General features: G+C 69.0%; 20 protein-coding genes and 1 pseudogene. 6 read left to right on the top strand and 15 right to left on the bottom strand.

The features are described 5' to 3' along the window. Positions 1 to 67 precede the first annotated feature (67 nt). The 3 genes from ACZ53N_RS30825 to ACZ53N_RS30815 form a co-directional block, all read right to left on the bottom strand. A complete protein-coding gene (locus ACZ53N_RS30825; protein WP_469144100.1) occupies positions 68 to 1,009 on the bottom strand; it encodes a Tn3 family transposase in 942 nt (313 codons plus the stop codon). After that, positions 907 to 3,132, bottom strand: coding sequence for a DUF4158 domain-containing protein (locus tag ACZ53N_RS30820; protein WP_469144099.1), 2,226 nt, complete (start codon positions 3,130 to 3,132; stop codon positions 907 to 909). The genes ACZ53N_RS30825 and ACZ53N_RS30820 overlap by 103 nt, the downstream gene beginning before the upstream one ends. Positions 3,133 to 3,547: 415 nt before the next feature. Beyond that, positions 3,548 to 4,039: a gamma-glutamylcyclotransferase family protein gene (locus tag ACZ53N_RS30815; protein WP_469144098.1), complete on the bottom strand. Its 492-nt coding sequence runs from the start codon at positions 4,037 to 4,039 to the stop codon at positions 3,548 to 3,550. A gap of 552 nt (positions 4,040 to 4,591) precedes the next feature. On the opposite strand from ACZ53N_RS30815, the gene ACZ53N_RS30810 reads away from it, so the two are divergent. The 3 genes from ACZ53N_RS30810 to ACZ53N_RS30800 all read left to right on the top strand — a co-directional run bounded on the left by ACZ53N_RS30810 (position 4,592) and on the right by ACZ53N_RS30800 (position 6,903). Further along, positions 4,592 to 5,395 carry a hypothetical protein gene (locus tag ACZ53N_RS30810; protein WP_469144097.1) on the top strand — a complete coding sequence of 268 codons (804 nt, stop codon included), beginning with the start codon at positions 4,592 to 4,594 and terminating at the stop codon, positions 5,393 to 5,395. A 75-nt stretch (positions 5,396 to 5,470) separates the two neighbouring features. Then, positions 5,471 to 6,100: a hypothetical protein gene (locus ACZ53N_RS30805; RefSeq protein ID WP_469144096.1), complete on the top strand. Its 630-nt coding sequence runs from the start codon at positions 5,471 to 5,473 to the stop codon at positions 6,098 to 6,100. Positions 6,101 to 6,525: 425 nt separating this feature from the next. Then, entirely contained in the window at positions 6,526 to 6,903 is a 378-nt protein-coding gene (locus ACZ53N_RS30800) for a hypothetical protein (protein ID WP_469144095.1), read from the top strand. 55 nt (positions 6,904 to 6,958) lie between these two features. On the opposite strand, the gene ACZ53N_RS30795 is transcribed toward ACZ53N_RS30800, so the two are convergent. From ACZ53N_RS30795 to ACZ53N_RS30775, 5 genes and pseudogenes are all read right to left on the bottom strand, one after another. Next, on the bottom strand, positions 6,959 to 7,969 hold the full coding sequence (locus ACZ53N_RS30795) for a TniB family NTP-binding protein (protein WP_469144094.1): 1,011 nt from the start codon (positions 7,967 to 7,969) through the stop codon (positions 6,959 to 6,961). Between the two features lie 92 nt (positions 7,970 to 8,061). Then, positions 8,062 to 10,230, bottom strand: a complete 2,169-nt coding sequence (locus tag ACZ53N_RS30790; RefSeq protein ID WP_469144093.1) for a Mu transposase C-terminal domain-containing protein — start codon at positions 10,228 to 10,230, stop codon at positions 8,062 to 8,064. After that, entirely contained in the window at positions 10,227 to 11,000 is a 774-nt protein-coding gene (locus ACZ53N_RS30785; protein WP_469144092.1) for a TnsA-like heteromeric transposase endonuclease subunit, read from the bottom strand. The genes ACZ53N_RS30790 and ACZ53N_RS30785 overlap by 4 nt, the downstream gene beginning before the upstream one ends. Beyond that, positions 10,997 to 11,425 (bottom strand): hypothetical protein, encoded by a 429-nt coding sequence (locus tag ACZ53N_RS30780; protein ID WP_469144110.1) that lies wholly within the window; start codon positions 11,423 to 11,425, stop codon positions 10,997 to 10,999. Before ACZ53N_RS30780 ends, ACZ53N_RS30785 begins: the two co-directional genes overlap by 4 nt. Before the next feature lie 856 nt (positions 11,426 to 12,281). After that, positions 12,282 to 12,701 (bottom strand): annotated as a pseudogene (locus tag ACZ53N_RS30775) (TniQ family protein); the annotation flags it as partial. 223 nt (positions 12,702 to 12,924) lie between these two features. Between ACZ53N_RS30775 and ACZ53N_RS30770 the strand changes: the two are divergent. The 3 genes from ACZ53N_RS30770 to ACZ53N_RS30760 all read left to right on the top strand — a co-directional run bounded on the left by ACZ53N_RS30770 (position 12,925) and on the right by ACZ53N_RS30760 (position 15,695). Further along, positions 12,925 to 13,179: a helix-turn-helix transcriptional regulator gene (locus ACZ53N_RS30770; RefSeq protein ID WP_469144091.1), complete on the top strand. Its 255-nt coding sequence runs from the start codon at positions 12,925 to 12,927 to the stop codon at positions 13,177 to 13,179. A gap of 83 nt (positions 13,180 to 13,262) precedes the next feature. Then, positions 13,263 to 14,498, top strand: coding sequence for a TniQ family protein (locus ACZ53N_RS30765; RefSeq protein WP_469144090.1), 1,236 nt, complete (start codon positions 13,263 to 13,265; stop codon positions 14,496 to 14,498). Between the two features lie 30 nt (positions 14,499 to 14,528). After that, positions 14,529 to 15,695 carry a TniQ family protein gene (locus ACZ53N_RS30760; RefSeq protein ID WP_469144089.1) on the top strand — a complete coding sequence of 389 codons (1,167 nt, stop codon included), beginning with the start codon at positions 14,529 to 14,531 and terminating at the stop codon, positions 15,693 to 15,695. On the opposite strand, the gene ACZ53N_RS30755 is transcribed toward ACZ53N_RS30760, so the two are convergent. From ACZ53N_RS30755 to ACZ53N_RS30725, 7 genes are all read right to left on the bottom strand, one after another. Beyond that, positions 15,616 to 16,596: a restriction endonuclease gene (locus ACZ53N_RS30755; protein WP_469144088.1), complete on the bottom strand. Its 981-nt coding sequence runs from the start codon at positions 16,594 to 16,596 to the stop codon at positions 15,616 to 15,618. The two genes, ACZ53N_RS30760 and ACZ53N_RS30755, sit on opposite strands and share 80 nt — an antisense overlap. 57 nt (positions 16,597 to 16,653) lie before the next feature. Then, positions 16,654 to 17,697, bottom strand: a complete 1,044-nt coding sequence (locus tag ACZ53N_RS30750; protein WP_469144087.1) for a serine hydrolase domain-containing protein — start codon at positions 17,695 to 17,697, stop codon at positions 16,654 to 16,656. An 85-nt stretch (positions 17,698 to 17,782) separates the two neighbouring features. Further along, complete coding sequence (locus tag ACZ53N_RS30745) at positions 17,783 to 18,892, bottom strand: glycosyltransferase family 4 protein (protein ID WP_469144086.1); 1,110 nt, start codon at positions 18,890 to 18,892, stop codon at positions 17,783 to 17,785. Then, positions 18,889 to 19,425, bottom strand: a complete 537-nt coding sequence (locus tag ACZ53N_RS30740; protein WP_469144085.1) for a dCTP deaminase — start codon at positions 19,423 to 19,425, stop codon at positions 18,889 to 18,891. Before ACZ53N_RS30740 ends, ACZ53N_RS30745 begins: the two co-directional genes overlap by 4 nt. After that, positions 19,422 to 19,961, bottom strand: coding sequence for a dCTP deaminase (gene dcd, locus ACZ53N_RS30735; RefSeq protein ID WP_469144084.1), 540 nt, complete (start codon positions 19,959 to 19,961; stop codon positions 19,422 to 19,424). Before dcd ends, ACZ53N_RS30740 begins: the two co-directional genes overlap by 4 nt. Then, positions 19,958 to 21,196 (bottom strand): bifunctional UDP-sugar hydrolase/5'-nucleotidase, encoded by a 1,239-nt coding sequence (locus ACZ53N_RS30730; protein ID WP_469144083.1) that lies wholly within the window; start codon positions 21,194 to 21,196, stop codon positions 19,958 to 19,960. The genes dcd and ACZ53N_RS30730 overlap by 4 nt, the downstream gene beginning before the upstream one ends. Further along, on the bottom strand, positions 21,193 to 22,509 hold the full coding sequence (locus ACZ53N_RS30725) for a UDP-N-acetylglucosamine 1-carboxyvinyltransferase (protein WP_469144109.1): 1,317 nt from the start codon (positions 22,507 to 22,509) through the stop codon (positions 21,193 to 21,195). Before ACZ53N_RS30725 ends, ACZ53N_RS30730 begins: the two co-directional genes overlap by 4 nt. Positions 22,510 to 22,689: the final 180 nt, after the last annotated feature.

The following is a 22,689-nucleotide window of genomic DNA, read 5'->3' as shown; positions in this document are numbered from 1 at the left end:
AATCACCGTGCGTGCAGCTCTGGCCTTTTGCTGTGTTCGGCTCGAAGTCCACCTCGTCGGCGACGGCTCAGGCGACCAGCCGCAGCTGCCCGACCGCCTGCCCGTCCGGCGGTTCCATGTCCAAGTGCCAGGTACCGAAGCGCCGGATCTTGCTGGTGATGTACGGGGTGATGGTAGCCAGGTCGACCGGGTCGATCTCCCGGCCCTCCTCGATGAGGTCGTTGACGACCTTCGTGATGTCCACCGCAGTATGAAAAATAAGACAGTTCGCCAGCAGTTCGTTGAATTTGATGATCTTCTCCTGGTCCTCCGGGTCGTTGTCGGCGAGGAGGTCGGAGGCGAACATCAGCCAGTTGCTGAACTTGTGGAACGCTTCGGTCTTGTTCGTCATGGACTGGATCGAATCGCGCAGCTCCGGTTCTGACAGGTACCGAAGGAGCACGACGGTCCTGATCACGCGTCCCAGTTCTCGGTATGCCTGGTAGATGCGGTTGCGGCGGGACTCGTTGCCCAGGCGCCGCAGCAGCGCGGCCGAGGAGAGCCGGCCTTCGCGGATCGAGAGGACCACGCGCATGAGATCCTGCCAGTGGTTCTCGATCAGCCGCCAGTTGATGACATCCTTGTCGGGGTCGCCGAACAGCGGGTCGATGTGCTTGTACTTCACCGTCGCCGAGGGCCGGTAGAAGGTCAGGTCCTTCCAGTTCCTGATCCTGGGGAGCAGTTCGACGCCGAGCATGTGAGCGAGCCCGAAGACAGGCAGGTTCTGGCCCTGCGTATCACCGTGGACGATGTCGACGGTGACCTCGGACTCGTTCTTCAGCAGTCCCTCGAACAAGTAGACGGCCTCCCACACGCCACACGGGATGAAATGGCTGAAAAGCGCAACATAGGTATCTGAGACGTGCCTCATCGCGATTCCGCCAAATCCCCCATACCGGATGTGGGACTCGGCCAGGAGGTTGTTCTCCCACGTATCGTACTGGGAGCCGTCGATCCCGGCCTTCGACACGTCCCCCCACACACGTGCGCGAGGTCGAGCTGGATGAACATGTCGATGACATCCGCCGACGCCCGGTTCAGCTTCTCGGACGTGATGTGCTGGTTGCCCGCCAGGGACAGTTCGTGGGCGGAGACCTGCTGCCGCATGTGCCGGGCGACCTGCGCGGGCCCCGCGTTCGTCCCGTAGGTGAAAACCGTCAGGACGTAGCGGGCCAGCTTGTCGCGGATCTTCGGGTCGCTCCCGGAGGCCGGGCCGAAGTGCCGCCACCACTGGATCCAGTACGCGGTCCGGGCCAGCACGTCCAGCAGGCTCCACTCCGGCAGCCGCCGCAGGATCTCCGCCTCCAGGTCCAGCGCGGACTGCCGGCGAGCCCTGCCCCTGCGCGGGGAGAGCACGATCTTCCCCGACGCCTGGTCGATCGTCAGGTCCGCGTTGTCCGGGTACCCGGCGTCCACCGTCGCCGCCGTCATGGTGAGCTTCTGCTTCAGTGCCGCGGTGAACTCCTTCGCGGTAGCGGGCAGTCCCGCCTGCTCGCAGTACTCGGCGACCAGCGGCTCGCACTCCTCCCACGACATCAGCTGGTTCTGCAGATTGGCGTACGACTGAGAGCTGACCACCGCCACATCGCCCGTGCGCAGCTCCTGGACCAGGTAGGACAGCGTGCACACCTCGAAGTTCCGCCGGTTGATCCTGCCCGGCTGGTGCCTGTCGAACAGGATGCGCTGCCACATCTGCGAGGCGAACTGAGCCGAGACCGTCTTCTCCGTCTTCGTGCTGTCCTCGGCGGTGACCGTGTACGTCAACGGCACCCACCTGCCGCTCCGGTTGCGCATTGCCTGGCAGAACTCCACCGCCTCCAGCACGGTGCCGTCGGTCGAGGTGGAGATCATCGTCAGGACCTCGGTCAGGTCGAACAGGACCTTGCGGTGGCTCTTGAAGTGCCGCCACAGCAACGGCATGTAGTTGTCGCCGTGATGGGCGGAGACCAGCTCATGGTCCTCCGACAGCTTCGCCAGCCCGCCGGCCTTCTCCAGTTTCTCCAGCACCGCCTCGCCGCACTGCCGGTGCACCTGGCCCAGCAGGTCCCCACCGGTGGGCAGCGGCGTGACGGACTCGCCGTCGAAACCGACCGCCCCCTTGGCCGCCTCCAGCACCTCTCCGAGCACGGCGATCAGCCGCTCGGTCTCCGCCCGGTGCCGCTCACGGATCTTCTCCAGATCCTCCTTGCCCTTCTTGACGATCCGCGCCATCCGCTTGCACAGCATCGTCACCAACTCGTCGCGGGCCCGCACCTTCGCCACGTGCAGCAGACACACCAGCAGAGCCGTCCGCTTCACCGCGCCGACCTTGCCCATCTCGGCCGCGTCCAGCACCCGCGCCTGACCGGCGAAATGCTCCACCTTCCCCGGCGGAACCCCCTTCAACCACTTCGCCGTCGGCCCCAGCAGCTCAAGTTTGTCCAGGTAGGCCAGGTGCTCCCGCAGATGGGACACCGACGGCGCCTTCGCCGGCCGCTTCAGCTCGTCGTACCGACTGCGCGCCCCCGTGACCACCCGCAGCAGGCCGAGGATGCGTGAGGTGTCCACACTGTCGATCCGGGAGGCGATCGTCTCGAAGAACCTCGTGTTCACCTCCGTGCGGATCTCCGCAGCCATCACGTCCAGCGTGGTGTAACCCGGCAGCTCCAGCCGCTCCTTGACCAACTGCTCCAGCGCCACGTTGACCAGGTCGGCCGGATTGTCCTTGGTCTGCACCGCCTCATAGATCGCCGCCGAGGCGATCTTGCGGGCCTTCTCCTTGTCGTACTCCACACCGAGCCGCTCACGGATGATCGTCCGGTGATGCCGCAACGTACGGTCGGCGTCGTGCCGTGGTAGCACATCCTCATCCAGCCCCAGCAGCCCACGCACGTGTCCGACCACCAGCTCCGGCACCTCGCCCAGGCCGGGGAAGTAACCCAGCTTCTGGAAGCTCTTCAGCAGCACCACCAACGCCAGCAGATGCTCCAGGGACCGCACCTTGCCCCGCGCCCACGCCACCTCGGACGCGGCAGGAGTGAACGTCTCGTGCAACTCGCGGGAGGTGATCGTGCGCTTGAAGCGCGGATACGCGGTACGTTCCACCGAAGCCATACGCCGCATGATCCCCGCGGCTCACCCATACGGAGCACGCGCGGCAGTCGCCGGAAAACGCATCACGAGCGCGTGACCAGTGAAGAAGCCCCTCCAGGCACCCCACCGCGACTCATATGAAGATCATCCGCACGGGTGATCAGTCAACGCCCCGCGGGCGTCAGACAGCCCTCACCGAGGCCCTATTGCCTCTTTCTGGCGTACTCCGGCTGCCCTCCACGGAGGCCCGCGACGGGTCGCCGCAAGCCTGGTTGCGAATAAATCCGAACAAACCACACATACAAGGTCCTTCGCTGCCCCTGTCGCTCACGCACGGGGCAGGGACACATCACGGCCGACGCGGAGCGCCTTCCGGGGTCGAACATCAGCGAAAGGGTCGTGCGCACCCGCGTTGCGGGTGCGCACGCGGTACGGCTCAGGCGAGGCGGCGGCGGGGCGACCGGCCTACAGCCGCCCGTCGAAGCGAGCTCGGGGTCCGGGCGAAGCCGCTGGCCACCCAGTCGCCGCCCGGAACCTCCGGGCAGTCCATGAGCCAACCCTCACGGTGAGCGGGACCGGCCTCGTAGAAGTAGGCGCGCACCGACTCGCCGTCGGCGCACTGCACCACGCGCTGCCGACGTACGTAGAGGCTGTCGAACTCGGTGCCCGTGTAGCCCTCCAGGCGGTCCAGACGGCGCAGCACCATCTGCCATGCCTCGGGGCGCACGTCCATGACCTCGCCGACCACGCGCCGCCCCTCACGGGCAACGGCGAACGGCACGACCGAACCCACCAGCATGTAGCCGTCCAGGGACGCGGGGCGCTCGCGCACGGTGTGCCCCGCCAGGATCCTCCGATAGTTCCCTTGCTGCGCCCGCAGCGTGCCGTAGACGAGCACAGGGAGCCGCTCAGCAGTCATCCACGTCATGTCCGTCATCTCCTTGCATAGCACCGCCAGGCCTCGCCCGGCGGATGACTGGGACGCCAGCCGCCGAAGGCGGGGCTGGCAAAACAGGCCGCTCAAGCGGCCGTTGGGGATCGCGACCGAACTTCGACCGCACATTCAATATACCGCAGTGAAAATAGTTAAGCAATAGCCTTTTACTCAGGCGCTGCCCACGGGGCGCCATCGCTCCGCCGCACCATCAAGGGCTCTGATCACTCGCCGCGCCGGACAGAAGGCGCCTCGGCGGCCGACGCCCACGGCCTGGCGTGTAAGCCTGGACCTTGCCGCGGGTCGTTCGCGTGGGCCGCCAGAGGGGCCCGACCCGTGCGGACCGGCTACCGCGGGACGAACGAAGCCGGCGCGGCGGAATTGCTTAAATAGTTTGCTAGAGGTACGTTGAATGGAGCTCTACCTGCATCTCTTCCCGCCCACGGGCGGAGGACGCAGCAGAGCGACCCACAGCCGTACAGTTTCGGCGCCCATGCGGGCGGCCCGCCACCGCGGCGCAGGCGCGCCGGCCCCTTGGAGCGACAGATGATCCCCGCAGGTTCGCAGGTCCGCTACACGACCGTCCTCAGGATGGCCAAGCGGTACAAAGTGCACCCGAATGCGGCCTTGCAGTGGACCCGCGAACCCGACTTTCCCGACGTGATCGACAAGGCCCAGCAGTCCTTCGTGTACGACGAAGCTAAGGTCGACGCCTGGGTGAAGAAGCACCGGCCGGGCCTGTGGGCGAGCGGGCAGGAGAGGGCGGAGGACCTGGGCCTGCCCGAGGGCAACGACCGCGACCTGCTGACCCTCGAGGAGATCGGGGAGATCGAGGGCGCATTCCTGGGACGCGAGGCCACGCCCGTCGAGACGCTGCGCACCTACCTCTCACCTTCGAAAGTGACGCTGCCGGGTCCCGACCGGCAGCCCGGCGACGGTGGCAAGCCAGAGGTCGCGGAAAAGATGTGGTTCCGGAGCACCGCGTACGACTTCATCAAGCGCCCCCGCAAGGTCCGCCGGAAGAAGACCGAGGCCACCCCGGCTGAGAAGAAGAAGGCGCCGGCCACTCCCCGCGCCGCCAGCCCCGAGGTCGCCCTCCCTGCAGGCAGTCCCACGGACCTGCTGACACTGAAGGAGATCGCCGAGCTCGACGCCGCGGCACGCGGGCGCAGCAAGCCCCTGGCCCCCTCGTCGCTCGCCAACTACCGATCGCGGGGCCTCCTGGCCAAACCGGACAGGCTGCCTGGAGACGAGCACGAGCCCGAGGTCGCCGAGGAGATGTGGTTCCGAAGCACCGCGTACGAGTTCATCAACAGCCGGCGTAAGACCGGTCGCCCCTCGAAGGCGTGACGGTGCGCCGGGGTGCTGCACGCCCAGGTCGCGTGCGGTTCGCTCGAACAGGAGTCCTGACGATGGAGAAGTGTGATGGCCGCGCAGCCTCGTAGCGCCCGGATTGACCGGGACGGCATCGTCGAGCTGTACGAAGTCAGCGAGAAGACCGTCGACGCCTGGACCCGCCTGATCAACTTCCCGCAGCCGGTCGAGGGCAAGTGGGATGCCCGGGAAGTGAGCTCCTGGGTACGGGCGAACCGACCGCAGTCATGGCCGGGCAAGCGCACGCCACAGGCGGAGAGCTCGCCCCGCGAAGGGGAAGTTCCGCAGGTCAGTGAACGCCGGTCGCAGCGCAGCGCGACACCGACTGCAGTGCCTTCTGGAGCCCGCTCCTCAGGCAGGCGAGGTGCTCTTATGACACCACCCGCTCCGCAGGGCGGGGGCGCCGTGCCGACGATCGTAATTCCCCCGCCCAAGGGACACCCGGAGGACCTGCTCGACCTCGACGATTATCGGATGATCTGGGGAAACGCGACCCGGGGGATGCCCGTCGAGCGCGCAACCCTGTCCAAGTACATGAGTCTCGGCCGTTTGCCCGAGCCGGACCGCGTGCCCGATGACGGGCTTGAGCCAGAGGTCCTCAAGCCCATGTGGTTCCGCAGGACCGTCAACAAGAGCATCGCCGACCGCAACCCCACCGGTCGCCCCCGCAAGAAGGCCTGACGGAACGACCGGATTGCTCTCGCGCCTCGCCGCCGCCGGGCGGGACGTGGGTGTCGGGTCTCATGCGGCACTTCAGTAGGCAACGCCTTGACCTGGGCACTGAAGCACGATGCTTCCGCCCAAGTGAACGGACTCGTCTCACTCAGTCTTTCAGTGCGCAGAGCTCTGCCGGGTCATTCTGCCAGCACGGACGGAGGAACAGCGATGTGTTCCAACCCGCCGACGGAGGTCGAACAAGGCAGCGGAGAGATACGTGCAGGCTCGGGGCGGCTTCGCCAGAACTGAGCGCTGAGCGGTCTACCGGAAGGCGTCCTTCACAGCTGTGCCCAGTGCTAGCGTTGGTCGCACGCGCCGCGTTTGGCGTATGCCACGCGATTTGAGTGAACGGCGAAGCGAGTGCCCGCGCGTGGGCATCGGTAGGGCACATGCCCGAGTTCGCCGACGGTGACAGTTTTCACCTTGGGATGAACTGGGCTGAAGCGTGTGATTCAGTCCTCGGGCCCGTTTTTGGCCCCAATCCGACAGCGAAGACCCATGGCAGGGGTCTCGAGGTCGGCCTGGGGCTGCTCGGGTACACGACCTCGGAGCCCCTCCGCAATTACGGAAAGGGCATCGTCGTGCACCACGCAGCGTTTCTACGGTTTTCCCTTGCGGTTCTGATGGCGGTTATCGTCACCTTGGTCGCAGGGATCTTGTTCCGCATGGATGGAGCCGGCTGGCCCAGGGTCTTCATTCAGGCTGGTTGTGCGTTCGCGGCCGCCCTCTCCCTGGCTGCTGCGGTGTCAAATAGTTTCGGCTTCTGAGCCTGGAATGCGGCCGCCCTGGTCCGCGTCTGGGCCATGGGCGGCCACCTGCGCGTCAGCCAGCAGCACTGCTGACGCCACCTTGCCCCTCGCCTGGCTCGTTGCGGCGCTTGCGCTTGCGTTTGGCCTGGTAGGACTGCTCGCTGGCGCGGGGCAGGATGATCTCGTCCATCATCTTCTTGGTGATGCGTTCGGTTCCGGATTCGACGGCTTCGAGTGCGGCTTCTCTGATGAGGATGGAGAGGCTGGCGATGCTGCCGTTGGTGCGGTCGTGCAAGTATTCCCAGTGTTGTGCGGCGAGCATGCCGGTCTTGTGACGGAAGAGCGCGAGGGCGTCTTCCATTCCTTTGACGACCAGTGCCCATTCACGTGCGTCAGTCTCAGTTTTGATGCTGAAGCGGTCGAGCTGGAAGAGGGTGAAACGGCCCCCGGTCTGGGTAGCGCGTTCGCTGTGGCCTCCTTCGAGGAAGAGGCCGGAGTCTTCGACTTCAACGCCGGTGTAGACGAAGGTTGCTGCGGCGAAGTTGGCCAGGTTCTTCAGGTGGTCGTTGGTGAGTTTCCCGTCCTTGATCGACACGTCGAGGAAGTGGACGTCGTCGATGATGATCAGTTCGGTGCCGCAGCGTTTGATGGCCTCCAGCACACGCGTGGTGATCACTTCGTTGGTGGCGCTGCGTGGCAGCTCAAGGCACATGTACTTGGCGAGGGCGGCGGAAAGCGCTTTGGGAGTGCAGCCAGCCGGGACGCTGACGTAGGCGACGGGGACGTAGTCGTCGCCGGGCTTGCGGGCGAAGCGTTCGGGGTGGCGGCGTCGAAGGCCGTGTTCGAACTCCGCGGCGAAGGTCTTGACGAGGGTGGACTTGCCGACGGTGGGCGGTCCGTCGATGACCAGCCCCGGGCGTGCACCGGGTGGGGGGTTGGCGTTCAGCAGCAGCTTCCGCTTGATCTGGCGGTGGATGCGCTGCATCGGCGGTGTCTTGAGGATGACGAGCGCGGAGTGGTACCGGTGGCGTTCTTCGTTGAAGCTCTCCCGCTCGTCCTCGCTCATGGCGAGGTAGTCATCCAACGGCGGCAGGGTGGGCCGGAGTGGGGGTTTGGCGTCCAGGTAGGCCCGCCATTCCTCCTTGGTGCGGGGTTCGGACAGGCCCGGGTGGTGTATCACGAGCGGGATTCCTTGGTGTCGTCGCTCTCGGCGTCGTCGTGGGGGTTCCAGACCTCCAGCGAGCCGAGGTCGCCGAGGTTGAAGCGGGGCGGGACGGCGGCCGTTTCGTCCGTGTCCTCAGGGGTGAGGTCGGGCACGGCCTGCAGCGGCGACATGGCCTGCAGGCGGCCGGTCTCGGCATCGAGGGCTGCTTGTGCGGCGCGGTGCTGGTCGCGGACGGCGCTGCGGGCGCGCTCGGCGTCGCGGGCCCGGCGCCTGCGGTCGGTGGTGGTCCAGGATTCGGGCGCGTCGGTGCGGTTGTTCAGATCGGCGAGGGCCCGGGCGACCTCTTCCTGGTCCTTGACGTCACGGCCGCGGGCAACGACGAGGCGGAGTGCTTCGCGCAGGGTGACGTCGGTGAAGGGCGTCTGGTCGTCCAGGGCGTGGGTCCAGCGCAGGACGTGCCACTTCCCGTCGTCGGGGTCCTGGAAGTAGGCGTGCAGGAGGTTGCGCGGGTCGGTGCGGACGGGCCATTTGCCGCCGGGGTAGGGGGAGGTGGCGCGGCGGTAGCGGTAGAGGATCGGTGCGTCGTAGGTGAGGTAGCGGTACTCGAGGCCGTAGGGCTGGATGGTGCGCCACTGGATCGGCATGAGCTCGTAGTAGAGGGTGGGGTCGGTGGGGCAGGCGACGTAGCCGCTGCGGGTGACGGCGAGGGCGTATGCCTCGTTGGGGGACATGCGGTAGTCGGGGAAGCCGGGGACGATCAGGCCCTGGTGGTGGCGGCGCTGGTAGACGGCGACGACGTATTCGGCGAAGAGGTCGTCGAGGTCGGCGATCGACCAGCGGGCCGTCTGGTCAGGGTCTTTGCCGCGCTGGGAGACGTTGTAGCCCTTGTAGCCGGCCACGTGCTGGGCGAACTGGGTTCGTATGGTGGCGAAGGCGGCTTCGACCTGGGGTTTGTCGGTGGGCTTGCCCTTGCGGCCGAGCTGGAGGTTGATGCCGAGGCGGGTGCAGGCGCGGTGGACGACGTCGGAGTCGAAGGGCCGACCGTGGTCGATGATCAGGGTCTCGGGGATGACGACGGGGCGGGCGGCGCCTTCGGCCAGGCGCTGGCGGTAGTCCAGGCGGCGGGGCAGGGGGATGCGGCTCATGTCGTAGCGGAGCCGGTCCGCCCAGCCGGGCCGCATCGGTTCGGGGGTCATCATGTCGGCCAGCAGCAGGCCGACGTCGAAGGACGTGGTGCCGACCGGGGTGATGCGCCATGCCAGGAGGGAGCGGGTGGCCAGGTCGAGGGCGATGGTCAGCTCGACGGCCGAGGTGGTGTCGGTCTCGGGGTCGTAGGCCCGCACGTCCAGGGGGGTGGTGTCCATCATGACGATCTCGCCGGGCCGGTGGGCGACCAGCGGCTGGAACATGCGGTCGGGCTGGTGGGCGAGGGTGCGGCGGGTGGTGGCGTCGCCGAAGGTGTGGCGGTTCTTCAGCAGCAAGGACGCCCAGCGGTGGAAGGTGGCGCGGGAGGGCAGGGTGACCGTGCCTGGCCCGTACTGGGTGTCGAGGCGGTTTTGTACGCGGCGCTGGAAGCGGCCCAGGGTGCCGGTGGAGTCGTCGGTCTCGGCGGCGTCCTGGTCGAGGATGGCGTTGATGATCCTGGGGTCGACGGCCGCGAGCGGGTTGCTGGTGCGGATCTTGTTCTTGTTGACCAGGCCCCACAGGCCCTCGGTCTTCCACTTGTCGATCAGCTGCCACAGGCGGCGCTCGGTCAGGCCGAGTTCGCCGGCCAGGGCCGCGACGCGTTTGCTGACCGGGACGGCGGGGTCGAAGCCTTCGCGCGGGGTAAGGCCGTCGGCTTCGCCGGTCCAGGTCGGGTAGCCGGTGGTGGCCTCCAGCAGGCTGGCTTCCATGGCGAGCACGCGTTCGCGTTCGTCGTCGGGAAGCTGGTCGAGCAGTGCGCCGGGGCTGAGGAAGGACGGCGGCTGTGCGGTGGCGGCCTGGGAGGTGCCCGTCGTGCGGAAGGTGGGGTCGGCGATCAGTGTGGAGGTGAGGATCAGGTGGATGGAGCCGGAGCCGGAGCGCAGGCGCACGGCTGTGTCGCTGAATCCGATGACCTCGTGGGTGTCGTCTTCCCATTCGATGCGCTGGCCGATCCTCAGGCGGAAGGCGTCGCCCGCGGTGGGGGTGTGGGTCACGGCTGGGTCTCCCCGGTGGCGGTCACGAGGGTGGACAGGGTCAGGGGACGGTCGAGGTCGCAGGCCAGCTGGTGGTGCCACAGCAGGTGGAAGACCACGGGCAGGGCGATCTCGGGGGCGTCGATGAAGCTGAGCAGTTCGCCGATCGGCAGCGGGCGGGCGGCCAGGGCCAGCAGGCGGGGTGCGAGGTCCGTGCCGGCGTACAGGGGTCGGCGGTAGCCGCGCAGCCAGGCGATGTTGGTGTAGCACTGGGCGGGCACGGCGCCAACCAAGCGGTAGTCCCAGCCGAGTTCACGGCATGCGGCACGGGTGCGGTCGGCCTGCTGCTGAACGTCGTCGTCGCCGAGGCGGCGGGGATTCTTCACGTCCACCAGGCGGGCGGTGCCGTCAGCCAGGCGGCAGAAGATGTCGGGCGTGTGGGCCCACACCTCTCCGACACCGACGCCGTCGAGGATCAGGGACTGCGTCGATATGCCCACGACGTCGTGCTCGTGGTCGAACAAGGTCAGCCACTGGGATTCCAAGTGGCTCTCGAAGCCCAGCAGGGTGCCGGTGGTGGCCGAGTAGAACCAGCCGGGGGTGTGCTTCTGCCCGATGTAGCTGGGGATGCGGCGGATCGGCAGACAGCGTTCGAAGGGCACTGTGGCCGCCTGTTGCAGGCTGCACGTGCGGGCCCGGCTGGTGGCCGGGTCGAGGTAGGTGACGGTCAGGCGCTCGCGGTCGGCGGGGACGACGGTTCGCCGCGAGCGTGGGTGGGGAACAGTGGTCACGCCTGTCCTTCGCGGGTGATCAGGGTGGTGCCGTAGGCGGTCAGGCCCTCGGCTACGGGGAGGGGAAGCCTGGTGCGGTAGCGCCGGTACACCTCAGCCAGGGATGCGGCGCTGGCGTGCTCGTCTGCGGCCCATCCCGGGGCATCGCGGAAGTCTCCGCAGGTCAGATGGGTCCATAACCAAATCGCGGCGAGCTGACAGCGTCGGCGGGTCACGGGCAGTCCCAGGGGCCGGTACAGGCCGAACAGCACCGGGTGGGGGACTTCACGCACGTGGGCGAGCGCGGCCCGGCGGTGGGCATAGTCGACGGGGTGGCGGGCGAGCAGACGCTGCCCGGCCCAGGTGACGGCCTCCCAGAAGGCATCCGGGTCGGTGACGCGGCGGACGAGGACGTCGGTGACGCGGGCGACACGCGCCGGGTCCATCTGCAACGCGCGTCCGGCCTGCGGCCAGCTGGCGGCTCCCGCGAGACGGGCCAGGGCGAGGGCCGCAAGGCGCCGCCCGCTGTGCTCGGCGGTGCCCGGCAGGTGGTCGGCGATCAGGTCCCGGTAGTCGTCTTCGTCGAGCAGCTGCGGTATCCCCCCGCGCGGTCAGCGCGGCGAGCGACGGTGCGGTGCGGGCGGCTGCGGCGACCCGGGAGGCACGAGGCGCGACACGGTCGAGGGCTTTACCGAGCGGACCGGGCAGGTCGAGGTGCCGCAGTGCATTGTGGTCGAGCGTCCGCCGACGCGTTGCGGCCGCGCGTGCCCAGGGGCCGAGGGCGGCGTCGAGTGCGTCATCGTCCGCCGCGGTGAGGACCGGTTCCACGGCGCCCAGGACCGCCAAGGTCAGAGCCGGGCCGGTGGGCATGGTCCGCAGGGTGGCCGGGGCGCCTCCCGTGCGACGCCGTCCCGTCTCCTGATCCGTATCCAGCGCGCGGCGAGCCGCCTCGGGCACGGGCAGGCTGTCGGCTAGCGGGCAGGCGGGGGCGGCGAACCGCACCAGCGCGCTCAGTCCTTCCAGGGCGGTGAACCACTCCCGGCCGCTCACGCTGCGGCCCGCGAGGTGGGCCGGGCTCCCGTCCGCGACGGCCAGAAGCCGGGCCTGCCACTCGGCCAGCCCCCGGGTCACCGGCTCGGCCGGCAGGTGCCGCAGGTCCTGCTCGCACCGGCCCTGCCCGGTGTGGTTGCCGCACCGGACCAGATCGGTCAGCCGGGCCTTGGACAAGCCGCGGGGGCGGCTGCGGTAGCCCTGGCGCAGGCGGATGCCGCAGGCGGGGCACACCTCCGTCAGCAGCACCCGGTGGACCGGGCAGCAGGCCGCGATGCCCAGGTGCCACCACAGGGGCCACACCCCACCGGAGGCGGCCAGACACTGCGGGCAGGCCCGGGAGGCGAACAGCAGTACCCACTGCCGGTTGGAGATCTTCTGCACCGAGGACTCCCGAGCCGCATCCAGGGCCGTGAAGTCCAGCGCGGTGCCGTCGTAGCGGGACAGGTGCATCGCCGCCATCTGCCCAGGCGTGATGTCGGTGGCCTGCCCGGCCGCCGCCAGCCCAGCGGCCGTGGGGACGACGCCGTAGAGCACGGGCCGGAAGATGCTGCCGGTGTTCGCCCGGGCCGGCACCCCCAGCGCCTGCGCGATCACCCCGGGCGGGACAACGTGATCGGCGGCCAGCCGGTCTACCCAGGACGGAAAGGACTCCCCCTCTACCGGGGGCACCACCAGAGCAAGCCGCCGGACAGCCGTCCCGGGGAGGCGCTCGGTGTCGGCATCACCCGCCTGGACCGCAGCACCATCGCCGCCGAAGACGGGCAAGAGAGACGAAAGCGGTTCCGCAACGGCTTCGGACACACCCCACCCCTCACGAGAAAGCGCAGATCAGCGGCACATCAAAGCCGCTGTGTAGGATATACCCTACACAGCGATGCATTACGTTTCTCCTGTGGGGAAAACCGAGGAACTCGCCGAGGCCCGGCGTATCGCCTTCGCCAGCCGCGTGCGCGAAGTGCGCACGCGCGCCGGCCTGACGCAGAAGGCCGCCGCGCAGGCCGCAGGGCTCGACCGTTCCTTCTACGCCGAGGTCGAGTCCGGCAAGCACACCATCGCCATCGACCGGCTCTACCGCGTCGCGGACGCCCTCGGCACCTCCATCCATGACCTGATCCCTGCCGACGGTGAGGTCGAGGCAGCCCGCTGACTCCCCCGCGATAGCGGCGTGGAAGTATCAGAGCGGTGGAAACAGCGCAATCGGGGCACCTTCGGCGCCTGGCACTGGGCACCGTGCCCCTCCCTGGCGAGTCACTGATCAGCTGGCTGGGGGCTGTCGCGCGCGACCACGGCATCGGCCGCGACGCGGCAGCACGGATCACCGGGGTCGCCCCCGCCCTCGCGCCCAGAGGCAGCGTTCTTCCCATGCGTGACCTGGTCTTCTGCCTGTCAGAGCAGCAGGTCGCGGCCATCGGCAAGACCACCGACCTGTCCGCCCAGGCGGCGCACGACATGACGTGGCACCGGTTCCTGGGCACCGCGCTGCCCAAGCAGCTTCCCGTACCCGAGAAGTGGTACCGCGCGGCGCCTCAGCAAGACATGCGGCACCAGATCCGGCTGCACGGAATCAGCACCGAGACCCTGCGGATCTGCCCACCGTGCCTGAAGGAGACCGGGGGGCGCTGGCCGTTGTCGTGGTCTCTGCCCTGGGCGTTCGCCTGCCCGCGCCACCGGTGCTACCGCCTGGACCACTGCCCCGAGTGCGGCCAGCCGCTGCTCTGTACGTCATCCGGGATCCAGTGCGGGCGCCGGAGCGGGAATCCGGACGGGACACGGCAGGTATGCACGGCCGACTTGCGGCACCTGCCCACTGTCGCTGCTGAGGACCAGGAACTGCTCGATCTTCAGCAGCGGCTGTTCGACCATCTGGAATCCGGTGCCGACCGCCGTGCTGCCCGCGCCGACTTCGCCGACCTGTGGGCGATGTTCTGCGTGGCCGTGTTCGCCGGCCACCCCGACCACGCCGAAGGCGCCGACGAGCCGGTGCAGAAGGCGTTCGCCGAGTTCTGTGCGTCCCGGGACAGCCAGCTGGACCGCCGCGTGTGGATGAGCCAGAGCCGCAGCCCCACGCCGCTGCTGTTCGCCGCGGCCGTACGGATCGCGGCGTCCATCGTCTTCGCCGAGGACCCGTTCGACGCAGCCGATGCCCTGTGCAGTCTGCGCGCCTTCCCACGTCCCGATGAGGTCTCCTACGTTCAGCGAGCCTGGACCAATCACCATCTGGAGCGGGCGCCGCAGCACGCCACCCGGCGTCTGAAGGACGTCATCACCGCTCTTCAGGCGCCCCCCTACGCCAAGCTCAGCGAGAGCCTGCCGCACCGCTTCATCGGCGTCGACACCGAAGCCCTTGAGCAGTACCCGCCGCCGCCTCCAGGCACCCGCCACCTCATCACCCCCGACGAGCTCGCCTACCTCGACCCTGAACGCGCCCAGGCATTATGGGCCCGCTTCGCCGCGCAAGACCGTTAGGGAACAATGCCCACCACACGCTCTACGGGCATGCCCCGGCGCATGGCCCTGGTCACTTTGCCGCTGCCCGGCGAATCGCTGATGAGCTGGGTGAATGCCATCGCAGCCGACTACGGCATCAGCCGGGCCCGGGCCGCGCAGATCACCGGGCTCATCAACAAGGGCGAGACCCTCCTCGCCCTCCACCTGCCCAACGACGCTCCCGTGTTCATGGCGTCTTGGGAAGTGATGGAGAGGGTCCATGCGGCCACCGGCCTGGAGCCGACCGCGGTGACGGACATGACCTTCCACCGCTTCCGCGGTACCGCGCTTCCCGCCGTGAGCCCTGGCCAGTTCGCCACCACCACATGCTGGCTGCTGCATGCCCGCTGGATATCGCCGAACCAGCTGCGGTTGTGCCCGGCGTGCGCCGATGAGAACGGCGGCCGCTGGCCCCTGATCTGGCAGCTGCCCTGGGCCGTCGCCTGCGTGCGCCACTACTGCTATCTCGTCGACGCGTGTCCCGGCTGCGGGACCAGGTTCACCCTGCCGGTCACCAACCTGGTGGCCGGCACCTGCCAGCACATCGTCAACCGGACGCCCTTGCGCCGCTGCGGTACCTCCCTGCGCGGCATGAGCGCACACCCGGTACGGGACCTCGCCGTGCTCCAACTGCAAGACCGGCTCCTGGGCCACCTCGAGCCCGCCGAGTACGACAGCACCGAGGCCCAGGCGGACTTCGCCGACCTGTGGGCCATGGCCACCCTGACCCTGCACGCCGCCACCGCCGCCTCCCTGAGGCACGCCGACGCTCCCGTACGCATAGCCATGGCCTACTTCCGCCGGGGCTACCCGATGGACGGGCGCCGTCTGGGCACTCTGGCTATCCGGCCGCCCAGCGTGCTGGTCACGGCAGCCGCCTTGCGGCTCGCCGCCGAGATCGTCTTCGCCGATGACCCGCTGGAGCGGGCCGACGCCATCGCGGGTGTGATCCGCAAGCCGGAATCCCCCGGGATGGCCGCCGTGCAGAAGTCCTGGATCGCCGGCCCCATGCATCTTGCCTCCCGCCTGTTCACCGCGCGCGTCGGGCCGGTCATGGCTCTCATCAATAAGCCGTGGCAACCACCGACACGTGCCGTCACCACAAGGAGCGTGCGAGAGCTTCGTGGAACGGCAGGGACCAAGCCATCCAGTGGTCGAGGCTGTCCCAGGCCATGAGCCGGATCTCTTGTGAACGCGCGAACTTCTTCGCGGGGGCGGAGTAGTGCCCATTGGTGACCGCGACGACGACGTCGGCCTGGTGAACTTGCCGGGCAGTGCCGTTAAGTCTCTGGAGCGCTGGTGACCCTATGGTGGCGCCTGTGCGGGTGTGCTTGCACTGGATGACGTAGCGGGTCTTCCCGTCCGGATGGGTGGCTATGACATCGGCCCCCAGGTCACCGGCACCACCTCCAGCCCGCTCAACCGTGTAGCCATCCCGCCTGAGCATCCTCGCGACAGCCCGCTCGAACTCAGTGTGATGCATAGCTCGGATGCGCTGTCGGTTGAGGCTTTCCAAGCTGACGCGATACGCCAGCATCGCTGCTTCCTGCAAGGCGGCGGCGTGCGTCCGGTTGCGGTCTTCCGTAAGGATCTCCCGCACCCGGTGTTCGGATTCGAGGCAGTCCTTCCACAGGCCGATCAGCTTCTCGAGGGGGGACGACTGGGGCTCTGCAACACAGGTATACCGGTCGCGAATCTTGCCAAGATCGCCGTAGTCCTCGCTCATGGCCAGCCAGGTCTGGTCGGCTACCGCAAGAGCGCCTTCCGCCTGCTCGAACTCCTTCTTCAACTGCCTATAGGTATTCCAGGAGATGTCGAAGTAGTCGTCAGGCAGCGGGGCATCAGAGTCCGCCTCGTCCGAGCGCTTGTCGGCGTGGTCGAACTCGCGCTTCACCAGGTCTCGGTGGGCTCCCAGGTGCTTGCAGATCTGCAGGGCGAGCCGGCCTTCGAGCATCCACAGCAAAGAGGCCGTCATGTCGTCGTGGTCGGCTCGGCCGATCATGCCGCTCATGATCCTTGCGAGGGTTTCGTCGGCGAATTGCGGCGGAGCGACGGCGGCATTCTGGTCGATGATCACCGCGGGAGATTACACAGCCCCGCTGACAGTGGCCCGAAGAGGGAGGCACTGACCAGATCAGCCGAAGATCATTTCGCGGTAGCTGTTGCGGATATCGGTCAGCGGCTGACGGTCGCGGGTGTAGTACAGCTTATTGGTCAGCAGGACGGCCCAGGTTCCCTGCTTCGGGGAAATCCACATACCGGTGCCGGTGAAACCGTAGTGGACGTAGATGCGATCAGCGGGATTGGTGCCGGGTGCGGGGTGCCAGAAGAGGCCGCGGGCGGGTTCCAGGGCGCCGGTGTGGACAGTCAGGGATTCCTCAACCCAGTTCGGCCCGAACCCCGATGCCGCAGGGGCGGTGGTGGGGTCGAGCATGTATCGCAGGAATCGGGTGAGGTCGTCGAGCGTGGAGAAGGTGCCAGCGATGCCGCAGATGCCGCCGAGGAGGCGGGCGGAGAAGTCGTGGGCGGTGCCCTTGAGGTGGCGGCCGGTGTCCTCGTCGAGCTCGGTGGGGGCACAGCGGGCCGCCAGGTCGGACGGCAGCGGTCCGAAGCGGGTGCTGGCCATGCCCAGGGGCTGCCAGACGCGGGTGTGGGCGAGCCGGTCGAGGCTGAAGCCGGAGAGGTGTTCGGCGAGGTAGCCGAGGATGAGAGCGGCCCGGTCGGTGTACTCGACAGCTTCGCCGGGCGGCCGGTGGAGGGCTTCGTGGAGGACGCCGGCCCGGATGGTGGCGGGTTCGGTGCCGTAGAGGTTCTTCAGCTGGGCCCGCAGCGGGAGCCCGGCTGTGTGAGTCAGCAGCTGGCGGGCGGTGACCTGGCCGAGCGGGTGTCCAGCGACCTCGGTCCATAGGCCGCCCAGGGGCTCATCCAGCGGGAGGGCGCCGTCTTCCCACAGGGTGCCGATGGAGGACCACACGGCGAGGATCTTGGTGAGGCTGGCGACGTCGAAGACCGTGTCCGGCCGCATGACGGCCTCCGGCTGGGCGGGGTCGAGGACACCGGCGGTGCCCCCGGCCGTGATGCCCGCGGCGTCGCCGGTGGCCCATACAGCGCCGGGGTAGACCTTGGCGCGGACGCCGTCCGCCACGAGCTGCTTGATCGTCTCGGTGCTGTCTGCCATGGAGCATCTCCGGTGATCGTGGTGCGGGCCCGCCCGTCAGCGTAGTGACGTGGACGGGCCCGGTTGGTGAAGGTGGCGTGGTGCGTCAGCTGATCTGGTGGCCGAGTTCGGTCAGGGCCTTGGCGGTGGCGCTGAGCCGGTAGCGGGCTGCGTTGCTGCGTCCGGCTTGCCGGAGGGCGGGCAGCAGGCCGGGGGTGGTGCAGAGCCGGTCGATGTCGCGGGCGAGGGCGGCGGGGCGGGTGAAGTCGGTCGCGGTGCCGGAGGCGGCGAGGGTTTCTACCAGGCCGGGGACGGGTTGGTAGAGCACGGGAAGTCCGCACGCCTGGGCCTCCAGGGCGACCAGGCCCATGGCTTCCAGGGTGGTCGAGGGCATGACCAGAAGGTCGTGGTCGGCGAAGGTTCTCCACAGCTGGGACCGGCGGAGCCAGCCCAGGTAGCGGATCTTTACCCCGGAGGTCCGCAGGGCGGGGGTGAGGGTGTGGAACTGGTCGTTGGGGGCGGCGATGCTCAGCTCGACGCCGGTGACGGCGGCCAGGGCCCGCAGCAGGTTCTGAGCCCCCTTCTCCGGAGTGAGCCGCCCGGCATACAGGAGCCGGAAGGGCCCGCCCGCAGGGCGGCCCGTGCGGTGGGGCGGCCGGGCGAGGAGCCGGTCGGGGACGCCCCAGGGGATGTGGTGGATCTTGGTGCGGTCGGTGTTCGGGGCGATTTGCAGGAGCCGGTCGGCCATGGCCAGGGTGGGGACGACGATGGCGTCGGCGAGACGGGCCGTGTCGGTGAGGACCTGGTGCTGGTGGCGGTGGGCTTGGGCGAAGAGCAGGTCGGTGCCGTGCACGAGCGCGATGGCCGGGTGGGTGGGGAGAGCTCGCAGGAGCGCGGGGGTGGCGCCGAAGGTGAGGTGCTGCAAGTGCAGGACGCCGACCTGGTCGGGGTCGATCGCCTCGGAAAGCGCTCGGCCGAGGGCGGTCACGTAGCGGTGAAAGGCCGGACCGTGCAGGCACTTGCCGACCACCGGCAGCAGTTCGAGCCCGGCCGGCTGGCGGGGGCGGCGGCCGGTGGGGGCGAGCATGAAGGGCCGGGCCGGGATAAGGGGCTGGGGGCCGGTGTAGAGGTCGAGGAAGAGTTCGACGCTGCCACCGGGGCTGCCGGCGGGCAGGTCGAGCACGGTGGCGACCACCGGGCCGCTGACGGTGGTCATCGGGGGCCTCCGGCAAGCTCGGTGTAGAGGCGGGAGATGTCGATGCCCTCGGTGGCCGCGTACTTGCCTCCGGTTCTCTGGTAGCTGGCGCGGTCCCCTGCCGTGGCGAGGAAGATGAGCTTGCCGAAGGTCATCCGCGGGTAGACGCGGACGGGTTTGGTGGCACGGATCTCCAGCGTCCAGCGGATGGCGTGTCCGACGTGTCCCAGGGGTGCGGAGACGTGCACCCAGATGCCCAGAGCGCCGGTGGTGCGGTCGCCGTTGAGCATCTGCGCGTACGTCTCCGAGCCGGTCTTCTCGTAGGTGACGCCGAGGTAGAGCAGGCCCGGCTCGAGGACGGTGCCGCACTCCCGGATGGTGGTCTCGGTGTAGGCGGTGGGGCGGGCAGCGTCCAGGTAGCCGTCGCAGATCCGTAAGGTCTCGCCCAGGCGCCAGTCGTAGGCGTTCGGGGAGAGCCGGGCCTCCTCGAAGGGACTGATGCTGATCTCGCCGGTGGCGACGGCGGCGGCGATGGCCGCACGGGTGAGGATCACGAGGCCGCCGCCTGGGCTGGTACGAGGTCCTGCCAGGCCCGGGAGGGCTGGGGGCCGAGGGAGCCCTGGTACTTGCCCGCGTAGAGGTCGACGGGCCCGGTGGCGACGAAGAACATAATCTGCCCGATCTCCATGCCCGGATACACCCGCAGGGGACGGACGGGGGTGAGCATCAGGGTCCACTGGCCGTGGAAGCCGATGTCGCCGATGGGGGCGGTGATCTCGACGAACAGGCCGAGTCGGCCGACGGAGGAGCGGCCGAACAGCAGCGGCACGAACACGTTAGAGCCGACCTGCTCGAAGGTGTGGCCGAGGTAGAGCTCACCGGGCGTGAGGACATATCCGTCGCCGCCGAGGGTGAGGGTGGTCGTGGGGTTGGGGCGGTGGGCGTCGATGACCGGGGAGGTGTAGACGGCGAGGTGGGTGCCGAGGCGGACGTTGTAGCTGTTGGGGTTGACCTGCTCGGGGTCGAAGGGGTCGATCCGCAGCCGTCCGTCCAGGGCGGCGGCGGTGATCTCGGGTCCGGTCAGAATCATCGCGGGGGCCTTCCTTCGCTCAAGGAGTCGTGGCTGGTCAGGACGTGGCGGACGGCCTGACCGAGAGAGAAGCCGGCCTGGTGGGTCCGGCCGCCGAGGAAGTTCTCGGCGAGGAAGTCGGTGGTCAGCACGCCGGTCAGCCCAGCCGGCAGCGGGTCGGGGGCGGTGACCAGCGGGCCGATGCGCTCACTCAGGTAGGCGGCCAGGCCGGCGGCATCGCCTCGGTGGGCGTCGGGGATGCGGGCGTGCGCGAGCTGATTGGCGAACGGCTCGATGGCCATCAGGTCGCCGAAAGTCAGCACCATGCCCAGCTTCTGGGGCCGCAGCACGGTGACGTTGAGGATGACGGCGTCGGCCCCCAGGCCGGAGCGGAGCCGGGCGGCGACTTCCGTCAGGACCTGGTGGCGGTCGGGCACGGTGCCGCGGTAGGACTCGGCGGTGATGCCCAGCGGGGCGTTCAGCCTCTCCCGTACGGCCGCGGCATGCCGGGCAGCGGGTGCCAGGTCCTTCGGCCACGGGGCAGGGGTGGTGGGGAAGGTGCAGGTATGAGCGGCCCAGCCGGCGCCGACGGGTTCGGCCAGCGCGTATCCGGCGCCGAGTTCACCGCCTTTGACCACGAGGGTGTCGCCGACCGCCTCGGGCGCGTAGTGGTCGCTGTGGCAGTGCCCGGCGAAGATGATGTCCAGGAACGGGCACTCAGCCGCCAGGGCCAGGTCGTTCGCGAACCCGAAGTGCGACAGCACCATCCAGGCGTCGGCCTCGTGGTGGTGGGCCAGCAGCACTTCCCGCAGGGCCCGAACCGGGTCGGTGACCCGGTGGCCCTGCCTCTGGCGGGCGGGGATGTCGTCGAAGGCGTCGGGGCCGATGACAGCGGTGACCGCGACCCTCCGCCCGCCGACGGTGAAGATCCGCAGCCGGTTGAACAGCGGCTGTCCGCTGGCGTCGTCGACGGCGTTGGCGCAGACGGTCAGGCGGTGCAGGTCGGGTTCGAAGTGGTGCTGCCAGCCGTGGTTGCCGGGAGCGAGCACGTCGTACAGCCCGGCCAGCAGAGTCCGTTCTATGGCGCCGCCGCCGAGCCGGTAGTAGCCGCTGCCCTCGAAGAAGTCGCCGCAGTCCGCTATCAGCGACGTGGACCGCACCTGGTGGAGGTGGTGGAGCATGCCGGTGGCCTGGTCGATGGCGGAGTGGAAGTCGGTCGTGGCCACGATCCGCTCCAGCACCCGGGTGCCGGTCACCGGGCCAGCTCGGTGAGGTCGGCGCCCAGCGCGCGGAGTTTGCCCGGAAGGTCGGCGTGTCCGCGCCGGAGCTGGTCCAGGCCGGTGAGGGTGGTGACGCCACGGGCGGCAAGGGCCGCGACCATCAGGGCGGAGCCGGTGCGGATGTCGGTCGCCTCCACCGGGGCGCCGGTCAGTCGCTGGGGGCCACTCAGGCGGCACTGGGTGGGCGAGAGGGCTTCGATGCGGGCGCCGAATTTGCACAGTTGGGGCAGGAGGTTGGTGTGGCGGGCGGGGTTGATGGAGTCGCCGAACAGATGGGTGCCCGGCAGGGACAAGGCCAGGGCCATCAGAGGAGGTTCGAAGTCGGCGTCCAGGCCGTCCGGGGCGAGGGAAGCGATCGCCCGCAGCGGGCGGCCGCCTCGCTGGGCGCCGGGGTGCACGGTGATCGCGTCGGGGGCGACGGTGACTGGGATACCCGCCTGGTTCAGTAAGTCGGCCACCGGTCGCAGGTCCGGGCCGCGCAGGCCCTCGATCCGCCCGGTGCCGCCGGTGGCGGCGATGGCACAGGCCAGCGTGCCAGCCTCAACTTTGTCGCCGGGCACCTGCCAGTTCAGGCCGCCACTCGCAGGCTGCGACGGCGGGGCAAAGATGATCTTCTCCTCGCTCGCGTGAACGTCCCAGCCGCCTTCCTGGAGGGCGGCCAGGACGGTGGTGGTCTCGGGTGAGAGGTTCGGGTTGCCCAGCGTCAGCCGGCAGTCGGCCACGACGGCCCGCAGTACGGCGGCGATCGTCGCACCGCGGGAGCGGAAGGGCAGGTCGAGGCGGACCTGCCCGAGCCGACGTCCGGAAGCGGTGACCCGGTACTGCCGGTCGTCGCTGTGCACGGTGTCGCCGAACGTTTCGTAGACGCGGAAGTGCTCGCCCATGCCCCGCTCGCCGATGAGGCAGCCGCCAGGCCACGGCAGCACCGCCGAGCCGTACCGGGATAACAGGGCCGGGACGAGGTAGTAGGAGGCCCGGATGAAAGCGGCGTCCGGCAACTCGGGGGGCGCCGGGTTCGGGGTGCCGGGCCACAGAATCAGGCTCCCGTGCTCGCCGACCGGATAGGAGATGCGGAAGCCGCACTGCTGGAGCAGGCCCAGCATCAGCTGGACGTCCGCACTGGCGGGGACGTTGTCCAGCTTCACGTGCCTTCCTGTGGCTACGGCGGCGGCCAGCAGGGGCAGGCAGGCGTTCTTCGAGCCGTCCACCGTCACGACGCCGCCGAGCGGGCCGGCGGGACGGACGGTGAGCGCGTGCGGGACAGTCGCCGCAGGGGCGGCTACGGGCAGGGGTGACACCAGGGCCTCCAAAAACAGGAAGATGCTGGGCAGTGGTGAGTGGGCGGGGCCGGCCGGTGGGCGGGGCCGCCCCCGGCGCCACGGGGGGGGGGGGGGACCTCCACACCCCCCGGGGGGGCGAGGGGGGGGGGGGGTTGTGGAGCGGGAAAAAACCCATGGGGACAGGCCCCG

The organism is Streptomyces sp. NPDC033229, from assembly GCF_055576875.1.
Note: the sequence above shows the minus strand (reverse complement) of the source record. Positions and strands in the feature narration are given on the sequence as shown.

Excerpts from the sequence above, each read along its gene's own strand:
- ACZ53N_RS30820 (WP_469144099.1), bottom strand. The coding sequence starts at position 3,132 with ATGGCTTCGGTGGAACGTACCGCGTATCCGCGCTTCAAGCGCACGATC.
- ACZ53N_RS30815 (WP_469144098.1), bottom strand. The coding sequence starts at position 4,039 with ATGACGTGGATGACTGCTGAGCGGCTCCCTGTGCTCGTCTACGGCACG.
- ACZ53N_RS30810 (WP_469144097.1), top strand. The coding sequence starts at position 4,592 with ATGATCCCCGCAGGTTCGCAGGTCCGCTACACGACCGTCCTCAGGATG.
- ACZ53N_RS30805 (WP_469144096.1), top strand. The coding sequence starts at position 5,471 with ATGGCCGCGCAGCCTCGTAGCGCCCGGATTGACCGGGACGGCATCGTC.
- ACZ53N_RS30800 (WP_469144095.1), top strand. The coding sequence starts at position 6,526 with ATGCCCGAGTTCGCCGACGGTGACAGTTTTCACCTTGGGATGAACTGG.
- ACZ53N_RS30780 (WP_469144110.1), bottom strand. The coding sequence starts at position 11,425 with ATGGACCCGGCGCGTGTCGCCCGCGTCACCGACGTCCTCGTCCGCCGC.
- ACZ53N_RS30760 (WP_469144089.1), top strand. The coding sequence starts at position 14,529 with ATGCCCCGGCGCATGGCCCTGGTCACTTTGCCGCTGCCCGGCGAATCG.
- ACZ53N_RS30750 (WP_469144087.1), bottom strand. The coding sequence starts at position 17,697 with ATGGCAGACAGCACCGAGACGATCAAGCAGCTCGTGGCGGACGGCGTC.
- ACZ53N_RS30745 (WP_469144086.1), bottom strand. The coding sequence starts at position 18,892 with ATGACCACCGTCAGCGGCCCGGTGGTCGCCACCGTGCTCGACCTGCCC.
- dcd (WP_469144084.1), bottom strand. The coding sequence starts at position 19,961 with ATGATTCTGACCGGACCCGAGATCACCGCCGCCGCCCTGGACGGACGG.